This window comes from Chitinophagales bacterium, from assembly GCA_020636495.1.
Lineage (GTDB): Bacteria > Bacteroidota > Bacteroidia > Chitinophagales > Chitinophagaceae > UBA5543.
On record JACJXQ010000008.1, the window covers coordinates 1,870,535 to 1,890,170 of the forward strand.

A 19,636-nucleotide genomic window follows, 5' to 3' on the forward strand; every position below is an offset into this window, starting at 1 on the left:
GGTCATACTATGCAACGATATAAGTTATCATACCATTTCTTTCAGTTTGCTGATGACAATGTCTACCTCTTCCCTGGTATTATGGTGTGAGAAGGAGAATCTTATCGGCACCATGTTGTCGCTTTCTATACTATACAACGCACGTATCACATGGCTTACAGCGCTGGCGCCGCTGCTGCAGGCGCTGCCGCCGCTTACGCATATACCTGCCATGTCCAGGTTGAAAAGCAACATGTCTGACCTGTCAGTTTTCGGGAATGAGACATTGAGTACCGTATATAAGCAACGTCCGTTTGTATCTCCGTTGAACAGGATGGCAGGAAAGTTAGCTGTCAATTGATCGGCCATATACGTTTTTACGTCCTGTATATGGGTGCTGAATTTTTCGTAGTTGTCCATTGCCTTTTCCAGGGCTTTGGCATAGCCTATGATGCCGTACAGGTTCTCAGTACCGGCACGCATATTGCGTTCCTGTGCACCCCCGTATATCATCGGGTTGATCCTGATGTTATCATCTATATATAATATACCCACACCTTTGGGGCCATGGAACTTATGACCCGCTGAACTGGCAAAGTGCACTTTTAGTTCTTTCAGGTTGAGTGGGTAGTGGCCGATTGTCTGTACCATGTCGCAATGGAAGAGAGCGTTGTATTTTTCGCATAGTTCGCCAACGGCTTTTACATCCAGCAGGTTGCCTATCTCGTTGTTGGCATGCATCAGTGTTACGAGTGTCTTTTCTTCACTATCTGCCAGCAGTTTTTCCAGGTCGCCGAGGTCTATATGCCCGTTGTCGGTGAGTGCAACAAGGCTGAGTTTTACCTGTCCTATTTTTTCCAGGTGTTCTGCGGTGTGCAGGGTAGCGTGGTGCTCGATAGCAGAGGTGATGATATGTGTACAACCCAGGTCGCTGACCGCTCGGTTGAGGGCCGTATTGCTGCTTTCTGTACCTCCTGAGGTGAAGAATATCTCGCCGGGTGCACAGCTCAGAGTTTTGGCTACCGTCTTTCGTGCTGTTTCTATGCCCAATTTTGTTTCTCTGCCATATGAATATATAGAAGATGGATTACCGAACTTACCGGTCAGGAAAGGCATCATTGCCTCCAGAACTTCCGGGTCCAGGCTGGTTGTAGCAGCATTATCGAAATATATAGTAGCCATATTGATATTTTGAAGGTGCAAAGGTAAAGAAAATCAAGCTACAGGACGGTTTGTATCGTCTGTGTTGTCTATGTCGTCCGCGGTCAACGGCTGTTTTTAAAAAATAAATACATCTACAGTTGTAAAACAAAGGTCATCACTTGTCAAAATGCCTTAATACATAGTGAGGGTTAATGTAGGTTTGTCATAAACAAATCAATCAGTATATGAAGAACACACTACTTTGTATTTTATTCGTGCTTGGTGTAACAGCTAATGTCTACAGCCAATGCGCAGCCCCTGTAAATCTGCAGGCGAGTTATGCCAATAATGTTACCTCGTTCACCTGGAATGCCGTGAACGGTGCCACCGGTTATGTATTGGAAGCCAAACAGAGTTCATATCCATGGGCTTATCCGGAAGTGATAGATACGGTGACCACAAACAGTCATTCGCTGACAGGCATTATGCACAGCCTTTCGTTTGATTGGCGGGTGAAAGCTATATGCCTGAATGGAGTAAGCAGTTATACAACAGCAAGCTATGTAGTACCATGCCCGGTACCTTCAGGATTGAATGCCGGCAATGTAACCATGACCGGCGCAACGTTGAACTGGACACCTGCTGCTGGCTATAATACTTATGTGTCAGATTTTGTTGTGGCTTACAGGGCGCAGGGCAGCATTACCTGGATATCCCTTGGCCATACCAGTGCAAGCAGCAAAACAGTAAGTAACTTGCAGGCTAATACCACTTACGAATGGTGTGTAAACCAGACCTGTCCGTATTTTAACAGTGCACCTGTCATTTCCACTTTTACAACAGCGGGCTGTAACAGTGCAGGTAATAATACCCGTGACTGGATATCGCTTTTCAAATTGGGTAGCATCAGCCGCACCAGCAACGCAGAGAACGGCGGATATGTACAGACCAATATGAATACCAGCCTTGCAGCAGGCAGCAGCAGGAACAGCGCCCAGATACGAGCCGGCAACAGCGGAGCATTCAATAACAAACAATTCAAGATATACATAGACTATAATGACAATAGCATATACGAAGAGACAGAAGTAGCTTACGGTCCTGCGGCAGCTAATAACACAAAAACCATCAAATTCAAGGTGGCGATACCTAACAATGCAAGATCGGGCACACACGGCATGCGCGTTATCATGGCAAGGAATGGGGTGAGCATTACGGGCTGTATGAGTGGTTTTTACGGTGAAACAGAAGACTACAGCGTAACCATAACAGGCGGCAGCAACAAGGCCCTTGCTATAACCAATGAGATTGCAGAAGATAAAAAGCTCATAGTATATCCTAACCCTGTTGCCGACAACCTGAATATTGACATGACCGAAGGTGTTGTTGTGATTGCGGTATATGATATGATGGGCAAACAGGTGTTTCAACAACAAACTAAAGAAAACAAACTACAGGTAAATGTGGCAGGATGGCCCGCTACTCAGTACGTACTTATAGCCACCTATGAGGATGGCCACAAAGAACAGGCACGTTTCGTTAAGTATTAGTAGCTCATATCCCTGTCAATTTTGGAATATGCAAGAGCCGCCTTATGGGCGGCTTCTGCTATTTCGTAAAGGGGCTAGTGCAGAATACCCCTGCGGAACTTAAAACTATGATTGTTTTGATAGAATGAGGATTATGATTGTCCATACTTGCCCTCGTTTCAATATGATGACCAGTATGTGGGTCGATTAGACCAGCGTGGCCTATTTGTTGAATGCCGTTCAATATATGCCTATAATAAATTGTAAAACCCCCATGCTAGTTCTCTATGCATGGCGAACCATTCAAATAGTTCGTAATCCCTTCTTCCTCGAATGTTCAATATAATCCCTATTTGAAATTCTCTTCTCAGCCGTTCGTTTTTTATTTTTTGTGGGATGCTTTTTGTTAATTCTCTGAAGAATAATTCACTTTCAACATCTGTTTTGATAATAAATGCATTAGTATTTACTCCATTTTCAATTGTTTCTATCATGTAACAGTAGAAGCAATATATTGACCTTGACGTGTTGCTTGTGTCAGCTTTTGTATTCCTGTAATTTTTTAACTGTTGCTTAAGCTTATCATATAACAGGTCGTCGACCCAAAATTGAATAGAGTAGTCTCTGGTTAATTTCAGCGTATCTCCTTCTTTCGATATATACAGGTTCCACATTGGACTATCACTATTGCCAATATGTACAAATTGAATATAGCTTTGATCCTCAACCTTTTGTGCAAACGAAGTAAGATGCAATAGTGATAATATAGCTATTAAGGTAATTGTGACTTTCATTTATGAAAAGTTGCAGCATAAAGATCATTGATTAATCTGTGAAATTGTAAAACGACAAACAGAAATTACATTACTGTGGTTGTTAGTTCATTAATTATTATTAATTAAGTCTTCTAAAATAAATTTGTTAGATTAGTCTAAAAATGTATTTTTGCTGATAGAAAAGCAGAAATGAGGTTTTTATTTGTATTGATATTATTGTTTATAGCTACCCGGGGTGAGGCGCAAATGCAACTAAAAGGCATGGTATATGATGCCCGCAGCAACCAGCCCGTGCCTTACGGTACCGTGATGGTGCCGGGTGCCAATGTTGGCACGGGTACGGACGAACTGGGACGTTTTGAACTGAACATACCTGCGGGAGTGAAGCGCATAGTGGTAAGCTATGTAGGCTATAAAGCAGATACCGTATTGCTGAAAGCAGGGAAAACGAACTACACCATTGGGCTGAAGCCTGAGGGCGCCGCGATGGACGAAGTGGTGATCACAGGGACCATGAAAGAGATGAGCCGTATGGACAGCCCGATACCCGTGGAGATATTTACCCCTGCATTTTTTAAAAAGAACCCGACACCCAGCCTGTTTGACGCATTGGGTATCATCAACGGGGTGCAACCGCAACTGAACTGTAACGTGTGCAATACGGGGGACATACACATCAATGGTATGGAGGGCCCCTATACCATGATACTGATTGATGGTATGCCGATAGTGAGCGGCCTGGCCACCGTTTACGGGCTGAGCGGCATACCTAATAGTATTGTTGACAGGATAGAAGTAGTAAAAGGCCCTGCATCGTCGCTGTATGGCAGTGAGGCGATGGGGGGAGTGATCAATGTCATCACACGCAAACCGGATAAAGCTTCCTTGCTGAGTGTTGACCTGATGGGTACCTCGTGGCAGGAGTATAATATGGATGTGTCGGGGAAGTTGAGTATGGGCAAGCTGCAGAATATGACCGGGGTTAATTACTATAATTACAACAACCCGATAGATAAAAACGGGGATGGCTTTACTGATATGACTATCCAGAACAGGATATCCGTTTTCAACAAAATGAGCCTGGAACGGATGGAGGGCAGGGTGGCCTCACTGGCCGCCAGGTATGTGTATGAAGACCGATGGGGCGGACAGACCAACTGGAGTAGTGATTGGCGTGGCTCCGACAGTATTTACGGTGAAAGTATATATACTAAACGGTGGGAACTGATAGGTATGTATCAACTGCCGGTAAAAGAAAAGATCATCACGCAATACTCATTTAACAATCATGATCAAAATTCATATTATGGTAACATTCCTTATATGGCAAACCAGCAGGTGGCTTTTGTGCAGGCGTACTGGGACAAACAAATAGCCGACCGTCATAACCTGCTGCTGGGTTCTTCTTACCGTTATACGTTCTATAACGATAATACGCCTGCTACCGCAAACATTTATGGCGACGACCAGCCTGCCATAACACCTTTACCGGGTGCATATATTCAAGACGAATGGACCTTTGCGCATAAGCATAAATTACTTTTAGGCTACCGGTACGACTATGACAGGCACCATGGAAATATCCACTCGCCGAGGCTGGCGTATAAATGGTCGCCCAACAAGAACAATACCCTGCGTGCCAGCTTTGGTACCGGGTACAGGGTAGTGAACCTGTTTACAGAAGACCATGCCGCACTAACCGGTGCCAGGCAGGTAGTGATAGCAGAACAACTCAACCCCGAACGCTCTTACAACAGCAATCTGAACTATGTGTTGAAAGTGCCACTGCAAACTATGTATATTGGTATAGATGCAACGGCATTTTACTCCTACTTTACCAACAAGATAACCGGCGATTTCGATACAGACCCGAATAAGATCATTTACAAGAACCTGGACGGCTTTGCCGTGTCGCAGGGCGTGTCTGTCAATACAGATGTGGCTTTCAACGTGCCGTTCAAATTGAGTGTAGGCGCTACCTATATGGAAGTATATTTAAAAAAAGATGACGGTACGGGCAACCTGCAAAGGGTGCAGCAACTGCATGCGCCTAAATGGTCGGGCAATGTAATAGCCAGCTATACCTTTACCAAACAACTGCTGACGATAGATTTTACTACCAAATGGACCGGGCCAATGCGACTGCCTGTATTGCCGAATGATTATCGGCCACAATATTCGCCATTTTTTGCTATAGCCAATATACAGTTTACCAAACACATCAGTAAACAATTGGAAGTATATGGTGGAGTAAAGAACTTGTTCAATTTTGTACCCAAAGACCCTATTATGCGTCCTTTTGATCCTTTTGACAAGTATGTGGACGACCCGGTAAAAAACCCGCATGGTTATACTTTTGACCCTAGCTATAATTATTCATCTATGCAGGGCATCAGGGCATTTGCAGGGGTGCGGTGGACTTTGGGCAGATAAGGTTCTGAACAAAATGGAATGCTTTTTGTATATTAAGGGTAATATGCATTAATATATTATTGCTGATGTAATATTGTATTAAGTACATTTGATTATCCCTTAAGAGAACTGAATGAGGAAATATTCCGCCCTGCTGATATTGTGTATTTATTTGCCTTTTGCAGCTTTCGCACAAAAGGACAGCGTTTCTGTTGCGGCTGATTCTACGGCGCTGGCAGATTCATTGAAAAATGAAGTGCTGGTAGCCAATACCAAACTTTTACAGAAACTGGATTCTACCAAGACGGCGGACTCGCTGAGAAAAGCAGCATTAGAGGCAGAATTAAGCTCACTTAAAACCACCGACAACCTGAAGAAGCAGGAACTGCTGGCAGAGTTGCAACAGATAAAAACGGCAGAGCAGGAGCGGATAGCTGCGCAGAAAGCCAGGATAGATTCACTAAAACACTTTGTAGAAGGTTTCCCAGTGTCACCCTTTATGCTGGACACTTTGTTTTATGTATATGCCAAACTGGGACCGTTCACGCCCAGGGTCAGGGCGCATAATATAGATGTACGGATAAAAGAGATAGAGTCGGACATGTTCTATCACAGCGACTCAATAAAGATATTCACTTCAGAACAAACGATAGACCTTGTGTACCGTGATGGTATCATCCTGAGTATAACAGATGTTGACGCCCTGTGGATGGGAATGGACAAGGAAAAACTGGCGGCATTGTATAAACAAAAAATAGCCGACAGTATAAAAGAGTATCGTAAAGCCACCAGCCTGCAGACACTTTTGAAAGAAATAGGCCTGGCGGTAGTGGTCATCATAATAGTAGTGATACTGATAAGGTACCTGAACAAGGGGCATAAGTGGCTGGTTGGCAAAATAGTTGGCGCAAAGGGCACCTTTATCAAAGGCATTAAAATACGGGAGTATGAACTATTTACTGCAGACAGCGAAGTAAGGGCATTGCACCTCACGGCGAACGTCATCAGGTGGGTCATCATCTTCTTGCTGATATACCTGGCATTGCCGGTGCTGTTCAGCATCTTTCCGTGGACGAAGACCTTGTCGGGCACATTGTTCGGATATATACTGAGCCCGGTGAAGAAGATGTTGCTGGCCATGTGGAACTACCTGCCCAACCTGATCACGATCATTGTTATTATATTCATTTTCAGATACGTATTCAGAGGACTAAAATACCTGAAACACGAAGTGGAAAGAGGTGCGTTGAAACTGCCCGGGTTTTATGCAGACTGGGCAACACCTACCTACCAGATCATCAGGATATTAGTATTTGCTTTTATGGTGGTAGTGATATTCCCCTATCTGCCGGGTTCGGACTCGCCGATTTTCCAGGGTGTGTCTGTGTTCCTTGGTGTATTGTTCACATTTGGTTCTTCGGGATCACTATCCAATATAGTAGCAGGGCTTGTGCTCACTTATATGCGTGCTTACCGACTGGGAGACAGGGTGCAGATAGGCGACGTGACAGGGGATATCATAGAAAAGACCTTGCTGGTAACAAGGATACGTACCATCAAAAATGAAGAAATTACGATACCTAATGCAACTGTAATGAACAGCCATACCATCAACTATAGTACGGCTGCTGAAGATATAGGGTTGATAGTGCATACTACAGTTACCATTGGTTATGACGTGCCGTGGAAACACGTACATGAATTGCTGATAAATGCAGCAAATGAGAGCGACCATATATTAAAAGACCCCGCCCCGTTTGTGCTGCAAACCAGCCTGGACGATTTTTATGTGAGTTACCAGGTCAATGCCTATACCAAAGATCCGTCCAAACAGGCTGTAATATATTCATCGATACACCAACATATTCAGGATAAATTCAATGAAGCAGGCGTAGAGATCATGTCGCCGCATTACAGCACCTTGCGCGACGGCAACCAGACCACTATTCCCGCAGACTACCTGCCGCCTGACTATATTACCCCCTCTTTCAACGTGAAAAGTAATGGTAATAATGATAAATCATAATGTGTATATGCTTTGTCATTTATTTCAGACATTTGTGTACGGACAGAAACTTATTGAAAGATAGATGAGCCACCCCAAGAAGTTAAAGCAGTTAGCAGCCACCGCAATTTGTGGTAACGATATTACCTCCTCCTGTTTATATGTATCAGCACTCACTATAGTATATGCGGGGCAATATGCCTGGATATCGCTGCTGATAGTGGCGGGGGTATTATTTCTTTACAGGAAGATATATGGCGAGGTTGTAGGTGCGCTTCCACTGAACGGAGGAGCTTATAACGTACTGCTGAATACAACCAGCAAAAGTAATGCATCGGTAGCTGCCTGCCTGACCATACTGTCATATATGGCCACGGCGGTAATATCTGCCAGTGAGGCAATGCACTACCTGCACAGTATATTTCATTCAGTGCCTATAATACTGGCCACTATCGGTTTACTTACATTGTTCCTGTTGCTCACTATATCAGGTATCAGTGAGAGTGCTATTGTTGCGGTTATCATATTTATCGTACACTTGAGCTCTATGGCAATATTGCTGATAGCCGGCGGGTGGTTCGTATTCAATCATGGTATGGATATAGCCATGACTAACTTTAAGATGCCGGTAGAGGGCGGGGTAGCTACAGCATTATTTCTTGGTTTCAGCACGGCTATGTTAGGTATTTCAGGCTTTGAAAGTTCTGCCAACTTTGTAGAGGAGCAGGAGCCGGGTGTTTTCCCGAAAACCTTGCGCAATATGTGGGTAGCGGTTTCAGTTATCAATCCGCTGATGGCACTGATCGCAATCATGGTGCTGCCATTGGTTGAAGTGTCACAGAACCAGGAGGCATTATTGTCTCACCTTGGGCATACAGCGGGAGGTCCGTGGCTGGCTTCTCTAATTTCAATTGATGCAGTGTTGGTGTTGAGTGGTGCGGTGCTTACTTCTTATGTAGGTGTTGGCGGATTGATAAAACGTATGACATTGGACAGGGTATTGCCACAATTCCTTTTGAAAGAGAACCGCCGTGGCAGTTCACCGAGAATACTCATTGTATTCTTCCTGTTGTGCCTTTCTGTATTGCTGGTGACAAGGGGAGAGATAGGTCCCCTGGCAGGTGTATATACCATATCTTTCCTTATAGTTATGGTGTACTTTGGCTATGGTAACTTCCTGTTGAAAATAAAGAGGAGCCGCCTGCCCAGGCCTGAATATGCGGCACCATTTGTCGTGGCTATTGCGGTATTGTCGCTGATCGTTGCCTTGTATGGTAACATAAAAATGCACCCCGAATACTTAGTGGTGTTCCTGCAATATTTCGTGCCTGCTATTGTTATCATCATCCTGTTCCTGAGAAGAAACCAGATGTTGCAATACCTGCTCATTATTGCCAACAGTTTCTTCGATTCACTACAAAGGGTATCATTGATCAGTCGTTTCCACCTGAAAAAGGCTATACGCAAACTATCAGGCCAGGAGTTTGTGTATTTTACCAAAGGCGATGACATCTCTATCCTGAACAAGGTGATGATGTATGTGTCGGAAAATGAGATAACCCGTAAGCTAAAGATAGTAGCCGTGGTGAATGAGGAGCAGGAAGTAGCTCCGCAGTTCATGGTAGATTTTGAAGTACTGGACAGGGCTTATCCCGAGATAAAGATCGAATTCATCCAGATAAAGGGCGAATTCGGGCCGAAGATCATTGAGGAACTGAGCAAAAAGTGGAACATACCGCAGAACTTTATGTTCATCAGTTCACCAAGTGACAGGTTTACGCACAGGCTGGAAGACCTGGGGGGAGTTAGGCTTATTATATAGCAGATTCTTCCGTGCTTTGCAGGTAATCTACTTTGTCTTTTTTGAAGAACATCAGTCCTACCATCATCAGCAGGCTGGTGACCACTACAACATAGAATATGATACCTACTTTGAAGTTGGTGAGTTGTTTACTTACCGGTATATTGTAAAATAATAGTATGGTTACCAAACCACGCGGCATGAGGAAGAGCTCGGGGAACAGGTTTGCTTTCAGTATCACGCGCAGGTATATATAACGGGCTACCAGTAGTATCATTACGATAATAGTGCCTATGGTTATTACATCCGGTTCTATCAGTACCGCCAGGTTGATGGTATATCCAAACAGTATGAAGAAGAAAGTACGTACCAGGAATGATGTTTCGGCAGTGACGGTCTTCATCAATTCAAGTATCTTATCAATGTTTTCAGACGGGATGGCTTTCCTTAACGGTCCTCTTATGATCAATGAGCTGTTGTTGAGCAGGCTGCCGAATACCAGTATGATTATCAGGGCGGGGAGGTGTATCAGTTCGCCCGATGAATACACGATTGAAAGGATTGCGAATACCAGGAAGAATTTAAGTATGCCTTCAATTTTTGACAGCATATAGATCAGCATCAGTGATGCTATAGCTGATATGACAATCGCAAGACCGATACGTCCCACAAACAGCATGGTCGACTGGAAATTCATGACGTTGGTCATGATCATATAATTGAACACAAGGATGCCTATGATGTCGGAAAATGAGGCTTCATAGATGATGAATTCCTTTTTCATTTCGGGTAGGTGGCTGGTGCTGGGTATTACTATCGCACTGCTGATGATACTTAAGGGCACGGCGTAGATGAACGCTTTATCATAGGGCTCGTGCAACCAGTACACAATGAGGTACATTATAGCGATAGACGAAATGACGAAAATGGACAGGGCAGAAAAGAACGAGTTGCGTATCAGGTTTAATTTCTCTTTGTGTACCTCAAGATCGAGCGCGGCTTCTAGTATGATCATCACCAACCCTACAGCTCCTAATACCCTGACCAACGGCTCCACGTTTTGCTCTGTAAAGCCATACTGTTGCGTGAAGTATTTAATGCCGATACCGGTTGCAATAAGCAACAATACCGAAGGGATATTAGTCTTTTTACTGATGATGGTATAGAAATAGCTAAGTATTACTACACTACTCAACAGTATGACAATTATATGTGAGTTTAATTGCATGCTAAAACTTATATGTTATAAAACTTGTCGGGAGATGTAGTTGCCTGTACTATTTCAATAACAATGATATGTATCAAAATGTTGTGATTGATACAGGTAGGATAAAATTAGGTTATTTTTTAGTTACCACCACCCAGTCGTCCAATTTTACTGTGAATGGCATTTTACCGATAGTAACCACCGCTTTCTTGTCTTTAATTTCGGTGAGTATTCCCACCTGGTGGTTTACTTTGTTGCGAACGTAATTACCCACCTGTGGTTTGCCGCCAATCATTTTGTAATTTTTATCCGCCTTTTTGGCCATAGATGCATTGGCCTGTATCTGTTTCTTTTTGAATAATACCTTCTCTGCCGATTCAATTACTTCACTTTTATTCTCGCTTTTCTTCCAGTCCTGTATGATCTGCTTGAACTTGCGTTCCATGTCGCGGAGGTACTCCAGTTCTTCTTTCTTTACCGCATTTTGCAGTTTGATAGTTTGCTGTTGTTGTTTGAATTTCTCTCTATCTGTCTGCTCTTCGTATTGCTTCTTAGCCTGTTCCTGTTCTTTTATCAGTTTGTCCAGCTCTTTTTCCTTTTGTCCCAAACGCACTGCCTGCTGTTCTGTTTTCAACAACATTTTGTCCAGTTTGAAATGACCCCGCTCTGTTAGTTCTCGTGCACGCTCAATAATTTTAGGAGGTAGCCCGCTGCGCTGAGCAATGGCAAATGTGTATGAACTACCGGGTTTACCAATGGTCAGTTGATATAACGGTTCCAGTTTCTCTTCGTCAAAAGCCATAGCGCCATTTACAATGCCGGGTACCTTGCCTGCCATTACCTTCAGGTTCAGGTAGTGCGTAGTGATGATACCCAAAGCATGTTTGGCCGCCAGTTCTTCCACTATAGCTTCGGCAAACGAGCCACCCAGGTTGGGGTCGGAGCCGCTACCCAGTTCATCTATAAAGAACAGGGTCTTGCCATTGGCGTTGTTCATAAAGTATTTCATATCGCGCAGGTGTGCGCTATAGGTACTTAATTCATGCTCTATCGACTGAGTATCGCCGATGTGTATCATCAGTTGTTTGAAAACACCTATTTCCGAAGTACTGTCAACCGGCACCAGCAGGCCCGATTGTGCCATAAGCTGTATCAGACCCGCTGTTTTCATTGTGACAGTTTTTCCTCCTGCGTTGGGTCCGCTGATGATGAGTACCCTCTGGTGACGGTCCAGTTTGATATGCAGGGGGATTGTAGGTTTGTTATGTGCCATATTGTGCAGCAACAGCAGCGGGTGGTGTGCTTTTATAAGGTCAATACCCGGATGCGGGCTTAGGCGTGGCATGTTGCCGTTGATATCTTTGGCAAACAACGCTTTCGCCCTGATGAAATCATATAGTCCGCAGATATGATAGTATGTTTCCAGTTGCGGGTGATATACAGATAATTGTTGTGTCGCGTCAGCAAGTATTCTTTGTATCTCTTTAGCTTCGGCACGCTCCAGCGAGAATATCTCGTTATTCAGTTCAATGGTTGCCTCCGGTTCTATGAATACCGTTTTCTGGCTTTCGCTCTCACCGTGTAGTATACCTTTTACAATGCGTTTATGTTCTGCAAAAACCGCTACGGTGCGCCTCCCATTCAGAAAACTTTCAGCTATGTCAGCCAGGTAGCCCTGTTTGTTCAGCTTGCGTAGTATGCCTTCGAATACCTTCCTCAGTTGCTGTCTTTTTGCCTCCAGTTCGCTACGGATAGACATGAGCTCGCGCGAGGCATTATCCCTTACATTTCCTGTGTCATCTATTACTGCTGTTATTACCTGCGCTATCTGTTTATCATAAGAGATGTGTTCGCATATAGCACGCAGGTGTTTATATAACCCTTCGTGTTTGCTGAACCATATCAATATGTCCCGCATATTAATTGCGAGTTTATAGCAGGAAAGTAATTGCTGGCTACTCAAAACCGAACGGGGTATAGACAGTAGTTTCAGTTCTTTTTGCAGGTTGGTGGTAAAGTCGTTTGGGAAGCTTTCTCCGCCGCCCAGCAGCATTTTGTAGTCATGTGTTTCGTTAAGCTCTTTTTCTATGTATTCCAGCCGGGTATGAAAACGCAGGCTGTCCACACGTTCATGCGCGGCATCCGTTCTGCACTTCTTGTGCAGCATGGTACGTATCTTGTCAAATTCTAATGCTTCAGCCGCGTGAGCGGGGTATAATTGTATCATGTACTAACCTGCTGAGGGCTGCAAAGTTATATAACATACTCTTATGACAGTGATAATGGCAAAAACCTTTATATTGCGTATAGTCATGTACTATGGGTAATTATGAACTGCTTATATCAAAATTAGACGCATTTATACGTAAGTATTATGCCAATAAGCTATTGAAGGGAATATTGGTTTTCTTTACGTCGTTCCTGTTGTTCGTACTTACCGTTACAGTAAGTGAATATTATCTGTATTTGCCTGCGTGGTTGCGTACTTCTATTGCTGTATTATTCGTCATAAGTGCTATGTCAGCACTGGTTGCCTGGATAGTGATACCCCTCACGCAGATGGCTAAACTGGGCAGGGTTATTTCGCATGAGCAGGCAGCAGTAATTATCGGGCACCATTTTACAGACGTAAGCGATAAGCTGCTGAATATATTACAACTGAGAAAAAATGCGGATGCGCACAGCAGTAAAGAGCTGATAGAAGCCAGTATAGACCAGAAGGCAAAACAGTTAGTAACGGTTCCTGTTGTATCTGCTATAGACCTGACGAAGAACCGGAAATACCTGCCCTACCTGTTGCCTGTGCTGTTAGCAGGTATCTTTATGTTGGTAGCGGCACCCAATGTTTTTCGTGATGCTTCAGCTAGGTTATTGCAACCTACAAAGTCGTTCGAGAAACCTGCGCCATTCAACTTTGTGCTGAAAACAGGTGAATTGAAGGCAACCCGCAACAGTGACTTTGCGATAGAAGCAACAACAGAAGGAGATGTGCTGCCTGCAGATATGGCCATAGCTATAGGGGACGATATTATACCCATGTCGGCTGCCGGTAACAACGAATTCAGCTACACGTTCAGGAATGTAACAGAACCCGTAACCTTCAGGTTGTATGCGGCGGGTTTTTATTCAAAAGAGTATATACTGAATGTAGTGCAGAAGCCTATACTTAAATCATTTAAAGTTGATTTGGACTATCCCGCATATACGGGTAGAAAAGATGAGCAGGTGAAGAGCCTCGGCGATATAACCGTTCCTGCAGGTACTATTGTACAGTGGCAGCTGGTAGCAGAACATACTGATATGATCAGCATGAATATGGGGAACGGGAACAGTACACCTTTCAAAAAAGATAATAATGAGTGGACATCGCAGTTCCGTTTTATGGCAGATACCAGCTATGTGCTTGTGCTCAGCAATAAGAAAACAGGGGTAACGGACAGCTTTCAATACTATGTAAAAGTGATACCAGATGAACATCCCGTGCTGCAATTGCAGGAATACAGGGATTCGGTGTCGGGCAAACAAATATTGCTGAATGGTAATGCTGCTGATGATTATGGCATAAGCAAGGTATTATTCCATTACACCGTTACCAATGCGCAAAACCAGGAACTGGCTAAGAAGAGTGTTCCACTGAAAATAACGCCTGGTATATCTACGGTGTTCCAGCATTACTTTGATATACAGGACCTGGACCTGCAACCCGGGCAAAAACTCTCTTATTACGTTGAAGCATGGGACAATGACGGGGTGCATGGCAGCAAGGCAACACGCAGCGAGCTGATGGAGTACAGGATGTATGACCGGAAACAACTGGACTCGGCCATCAACGCTAACTCGCAACAGATAAATTCAGGACTGAGCAACAGCGCACAACGTTCAGATAAATTACAGGACGAATACAGGGGTATGCAAAGCCGCTTGTTGAAAAGTAAGGATATGGACTGGGAGCAGCAGGAGTCATTGCAGGACCTGTTGAAGATGCAACAATCTATGCAGAACGAGATGAAAGCTGTGCAGAAACGCTTTGAAGAACAATTGCAGCAAAGCCAGCAAAAGCAATACAGCGATGACCTGAAAGATAAGCAGGAAAGTCTGAAGAAACAGATGGACAACCTGCTGAACAAAGAACTGCAGGAACAAATGAAGAAGCTGCAGGAGCTGATGCAGAAGCTGAATAAAGAGCAGGCGCTGAAAACCATGCAACAACTGGAGCAGGACAACAAGTTGTTTAAGATGGATATGGAGCGCATGAAGGAGATGATGAACAAGATGGAAATGCAGATGCGCCTGGAAGACATGGCTAATAAAATGGATGAGCTGGCTAAGAAAGAGGATGCCCTTAAAGAGAAAACAGATAAAAAAGACGGTGTAAATGCCGCACTTGACAAAGAGCAGAAGGATATTAAGAATGAGCTGGACGAGGCTATGAAGAAAGACATGAAAGACATCGAGGAGCTGAATAAGACCATGAAAGATGAAAAAGACCTGGATGATGAAAAGAAACTGGGCGAGGATGCGGAACAGGAAATGAAAGAGAGTAGTGAAGAGCTGCAACAGAACCAGAATAGCAAAGCCAGCCAGTCGCAAAGCAAAGCCTCGCAGAACCTGAAACAGATGGCGCAGAGCCTGCGTAGTGCCGCCAGCAGCATGGATATGGATCAGCTCACGAAGGATATCAGGGCCGTCAGGCAGATATTGAGTAACCTGATGCGCTTGTCGTTTGACCAGGAAAAGCTGATGAATGAATTGAAAGATGTGAACCTGGCCAGCCAGAATTATGTTGCCAAACAACAGGAGCAGAACCGCCTGCACGACAACTCGAAGATGATACGCGACAGCCTGTTCGAGATGAGTAAAGACATGCACCAGCTTGCTGCCAACGTGAACAAAGAGACTACCGAGCTGGAGAGAAACATGGGGTACACGGTATCGTCAATTGAAGCAAGGCGTATCAGTGATGCAATTACCAGGCAACAATATGTAATGACACATGCCAATAACCTGGCTTTGATGCTGAATGAACTTTTGTCGAACCTGCTTTCTATGCAAAGCCAGGCAGAGAAGGGTAGTAAAGGCATGTGCAAGAACCCCGGTGGGAAAACACCACGCCCGGGCCCGGGACAACAACTGAGTGACGTGATAACCAAACAAAAGAAACTGGGCGATGCTATGGCACAGATGAAAGCTGCACAACAGAAGAGAGGTGCGCAGGACGGAGAGAATGGTGATAGTGGCAAAGACGGGCAGGGAGATAAAAAGAAAGAGGGTGGTGATAAACAGGAGTATGGCGATGCAGAACAACTGGCACGTATGGCTCAGCAACAGGCAGCTTTGCGCAAGCAACTACAGGAACTCAACAGCCTGCTGAACAGCAAAGGCATGAATGAAATTGCTAAAGAGCTGAGAGAGATACAGGAGGAAATGGATAAGAATGAGACCCAATTGGTGAACCGTCGTTTGGGTAGTGAACTATTGTTGCGGCAACGGGAGATACTGACTCGCTTGCTGGAAGCAGAAAAGGCCGTAAGGGAACAACAGCAGGATGACAAACGCTCATCTAACACTGCTAAAGACATCAGCCGACCCGTGCCTGCAGAGCTGCAGCAATACATGAAGGACCGCAACCAGCTTACTGAACAGTATAAAACAGCCCCCCCTGTGCTGAAGCCATATTACCAGCAAATAGTAAAAGATTATTATAAACTGCTGGGTATATAATATATAATTATTTTCCTGAAAATCAAATTTTATCCATTAAATAATTTTAATAAAATAGTGGATAAATTGTACAAATGTCAGTTAACTGTTAAAGTATTTTAAATCAACATCTTACAGCTATCCTTTTTCATAAGTACGCCGTCTTGTATATATGAGGGTTGTTTGCATATTGCTTTGGCAAAATATTTGCGTTAACTTTCATATAGTTACATTTCTTAACAATTAAATCGTGCCTATGATATTTTCAAGAACTTACCGGTACGTATCCTCCGTTTCAGAAGAAGACATAAAAGGTCGTCTTGTCGGTAAACACATGAAGGTCCATAATATGGATTTCGAGGTTTCCGAGAAGGGAAGGATGCTGAAAATTATTCCTCATGCTGAGTATGACACAGGGATCAAAACATTACCGATCACACATGTAGAGTTCAAAGGCAAAGAAGGCAAAACACATGTTGTAGTAAGCACCAAAATGCGCAAGATTGATGCGGGTGGACCGATGCTGATCATGGCATTCGTTACTATTATGATCGCTGCATCACTTATGTTGCTTATCATAGACAAGAATGGCAAATTCAATACCTACATCATTACTTTGGGTAGTATTGGTCTGGCCATATTCGCTGTGTTCTGGACCAGCATGGAAAGAGGATATTTCGACTATGTTCGAAAAATAAGAGACTACGTAAAAAAACAAACGGCTTAGTATCCTTAAGAGGGTACTAAGCCATTTGGAGTATTGTTAGCTGCATGTCTGCATGCAGGCCGTAAGTTATTCTATATAAGGTTTCAATGCTTCAATTGGCGTGTCGCCTGAGAATGTTTTCAGTAGCTTTCTTTTCTTATCGTAAAAATTAATTTGTGGCAACGCGGTATAAGTAAATACTTTGTCAATATACCCTGCGCTGTCAACAGCTACTGTTATCTGCGGATATTTCGAATATCGTGTTACATTGTTGTAAAACTCAAGGTAGTCCATCATAGAAGGGGCAGCTATCAGAAGTATTTTGCTTTTTTGGAACAGGTCTATGTTCTTCTCTAACTGAACGGTCATTTCCTGGCAGTGATCGCAGGTAGGGTTAAACAGCATCACCAACAGGTTGGCACCGTTATCAAAGTCCTTTTCTGTAAGTTTTTCGCCTTTCCTTGTTGTCATGTCCAGGTGTGGGAGTGGTGCGCCTTCAGCTTTGTAATCTATTTTTTCAGGGTCAGTTGTAACCTGCTCTGTCTTTCCTTTCCTGTTTTTCTTCTTTTTGTCCTTTTTTTGTCCGTATGTGACCGCTACCGTGCTGAAAAGGAGCGTTATGATCAGTAATTTGCGTAACATAGCAACGAATATATGATTTTACTTGTAAAGAATATGCTAATACTATGACACCATTATCTCAGATTCCGTTGGCTGAACGAGTGCGGCCACAGAACCTTGACGAGTTTATCGGGCAGGAACACCTGGTGGGCGAGGGCAAGGTATTAGAGCAAATGTTGCGCAATGGTAAAGCGCATTCCATCATATTCTGGGGCCCTCCGGGAGTAGGCAAAACCACGCTTGCGCAGATCATTGCACAGACACTGGATATGCCTTTTTTTACACTGAGCGCTATTGATAGCGGAGTGAAGGAAGTACGTGCTGTAATAGAGATGGCAAGGAAGAGCGGCCATGCATTATTATTCATAGATGAGATACATCGTTTTAATAAAGCCCAGCAGGATAGCCTGTTAGGAGCCGTTGAAAAAGGTATTATCACCCTGATTGGTGCTACGACAGAGAACCCCTCGTTTGAAGTAATAGGTGCCTTGCTGAGCCGTTGCCAGGTGTATGTACTGAAACCGCTGGACGAGGAACACCTGAAGCAAATGGTGAACCAGGCGTTGCAAACTGACAGTTGGTTGCAGAATAAGGGAGTAATGGTGAAAGACTGGGAAGCACTGTTGCAACTGAGTGGTGGTGACGGCCGGCGTTTGCTCAACTTGTTTGAATTGGTGGTATCATCTATGCCGGAGGGGCAGAAAGAAGTAACTGATGAACTGGTGCAGGATATTGTACAGCGCAAAATGGCTTTGTATGATAAGACTGGTGAACAGCATTATGAAATTATTTCGGCATTTATCAAATCATTACGCGGCAGCGATCCTAATGCTGCAGTATACTGGCTCGCCAGGATGATAGAGGGTGGGGAGGATCCTAAGTTCATAGCCCGCAGGATGGTAATACTGGCCAGTGAAGATATTGGTAATGCTAACCCTAATGCGTTGTTGCTGGCAACTACTACTTTTCAGGCTGTAGAGATGATAGGGTACCCGGAGTGCCGCATCATTCTGTCGCAGTGTGCTACTTACCTGGCATCATCGGCCAAGAGCAATGCGTCTTATATGGCGATAAATGAGGCGCAGGCACTGGTAAGAAAAACGGGTGATCTGCCCGTACCGCTCAGCATTCGCAACGCACCCACCAAGCTGATGAAGAACCTGGATTATGGCAAAGGGTATCGATACGCACACAGCCATGAAGGCAACTTTGCCGACCATGAGTTTATGCCGGAGAAGATAGCAGGTACTAAACTATACGACCCGGGTAATAACGCTGCTGAGAACAGGTTGAGAGAATACCTGAAGCATAACTGGAAAGATAAATATGGCTACTAGGGAATAAAGATGACAGGCAGGGTCTGTTGAACATTGACTGCTTTGCCGTCTTTCATGCCGGGTTTCCACTTCGGCATTTCAGATACGAGTCTTACCGCTTCTTTTGCAAGCGAAGGATACCTGAACGAATTGCGTGCGGTAACACTCGCGGGTTCGCCGTTGGCCTGTATCACAAAGTCGACCAATACACGGCCTTTTACGCCTTCTTTCCTTGCATCTTCAGGATAGTGCATATTGTCTTTGATATACTTGTCCAGGTCATAACCGGGTTCGGGCATCTGCTCTACAAAGCGGTATACCTGTTGCTTCTGGTAGGTAGTAGCGTTCACTGTTCTCTGTGCAAAAGCAGTACCTGCCACCAACATAGGAAGAATGAAAAGTGCATATCTCATATCCCGATTTTTAAGCAAGTTACGGAAT

12 protein-coding genes are annotated in these 19,636 nt (G+C 44.2%); 7 read left to right on the top strand and 5 right to left on the bottom strand.

The window, feature by feature from the left end:
* Window positions 1–27 precede the first annotated feature (27 nt).
* Entirely contained in the window at window positions 28–1,161 is a 1,134-nt protein-coding gene (locus H6550_08085; GenBank protein ID MCB9046085.1) for a cysteine desulfurase, read from the bottom strand.
* 206 nt (window positions 1,162–1,367) lie between these two features.
* On the opposite strand from H6550_08085, the gene H6550_08090 reads away from it, so the two are divergent.
* From H6550_08090 to H6550_08105, 4 genes are all read left to right on the top strand, one after another.
* Window positions 1,368–2,672: a T9SS type A sorting domain-containing protein gene (locus tag H6550_08090; protein MCB9046086.1), complete on the top strand. Its 1,305-nt coding sequence runs from the start codon at window positions 1,368–1,370 to the stop codon at window positions 2,670–2,672.
* 944 nt (window positions 2,673–3,616) lie between these two features.
* Window positions 3,617–5,860, top strand: a complete 2,244-nt coding sequence (locus tag H6550_08095; protein ID MCB9046087.1) for a TonB-dependent receptor — start codon at window positions 3,617–3,619, stop codon at window positions 5,858–5,860.
* A 112-nt stretch (window positions 5,861–5,972) separates the two neighbouring features.
* Entirely contained in the window at window positions 5,973–7,865 is a 1,893-nt protein-coding gene (locus H6550_08100) for a mechanosensitive ion channel family protein (protein ID MCB9046088.1), read from the top strand.
* Window positions 7,866–7,929: 64 nt separating this feature from the next.
* Window positions 7,930–9,666, top strand: coding sequence for an APC family permease (locus H6550_08105; GenBank protein MCB9046089.1), 1,737 nt, complete (start codon window positions 7,930–7,932; stop codon window positions 9,664–9,666).
* On the opposite strand, the gene H6550_08110 is transcribed toward H6550_08105, so the two are convergent.
* Window positions 9,659–10,873, bottom strand: a complete 1,215-nt coding sequence (locus H6550_08110; GenBank protein ID MCB9046090.1) for a cation:proton antiporter — start codon at window positions 10,871–10,873, stop codon at window positions 9,659–9,661. The two genes, H6550_08105 and H6550_08110, sit on opposite strands and share 8 nt — an antisense overlap.
* 112 nt (window positions 10,874–10,985) lie before the next feature.
* Window positions 10,986–13,076 (bottom strand): DNA mismatch repair protein MutS, encoded by a 2,091-nt coding sequence (locus H6550_08115; GenBank protein MCB9046091.1) that lies wholly within the window; start codon window positions 13,074–13,076, stop codon window positions 10,986–10,988.
* Between the two features lie 95 nt (window positions 13,077–13,171).
* On the opposite strand from H6550_08115, the gene H6550_08120 reads away from it, so the two are divergent.
* Together H6550_08120 and H6550_08125 are read left to right on the top strand one after the other, a co-directional pair.
* Window positions 13,172–16,573 (top strand): hypothetical protein, encoded by a 3,402-nt coding sequence (locus H6550_08120; GenBank protein ID MCB9046092.1) that lies wholly within the window; start codon window positions 13,172–13,174, stop codon window positions 16,571–16,573.
* Window positions 16,574–16,808: 235 nt separating this feature from the next.
* Complete coding sequence (locus H6550_08125) at window positions 16,809–17,279, top strand: hypothetical protein (GenBank protein ID MCB9046093.1); 471 nt, start codon at window positions 16,809–16,811, stop codon at window positions 17,277–17,279.
* Between the two features lie 66 nt (window positions 17,280–17,345).
* On the opposite strand, the gene H6550_08130 is transcribed toward H6550_08125, so the two are convergent.
* A complete protein-coding gene (locus H6550_08130) occupies window positions 17,346–17,900 on the bottom strand; it encodes a hypothetical protein (GenBank protein MCB9046094.1) in 555 nt (184 codons plus the stop codon).
* Between the two features lie 44 nt (window positions 17,901–17,944).
* Here H6550_08130 and H6550_08135 point away from each other — a divergent pair, with 44 nt between their 5' ends.
* The gene (locus H6550_08135; protein ID MCB9046095.1) at window positions 17,945–19,216 is read left to right on the top strand and encodes a replication-associated recombination protein A; all 1,272 of its coding nucleotides are present in this window, start codon (window positions 17,945–17,947) and stop codon (window positions 19,214–19,216) included.
* On the opposite strand, the gene H6550_08140 is transcribed toward H6550_08135, so the two are convergent.
* The gene (locus H6550_08140) at window positions 19,213–19,608 is read right to left on the bottom strand and encodes an energy transducer TonB (protein ID MCB9046096.1); all 396 of its coding nucleotides are present in this window, start codon (window positions 19,606–19,608) and stop codon (window positions 19,213–19,215) included. The genes H6550_08135 and H6550_08140 overlap by 4 nt on opposite strands.
* Between the last annotated feature and the right edge of the window lie 28 nt (window positions 19,609–19,636).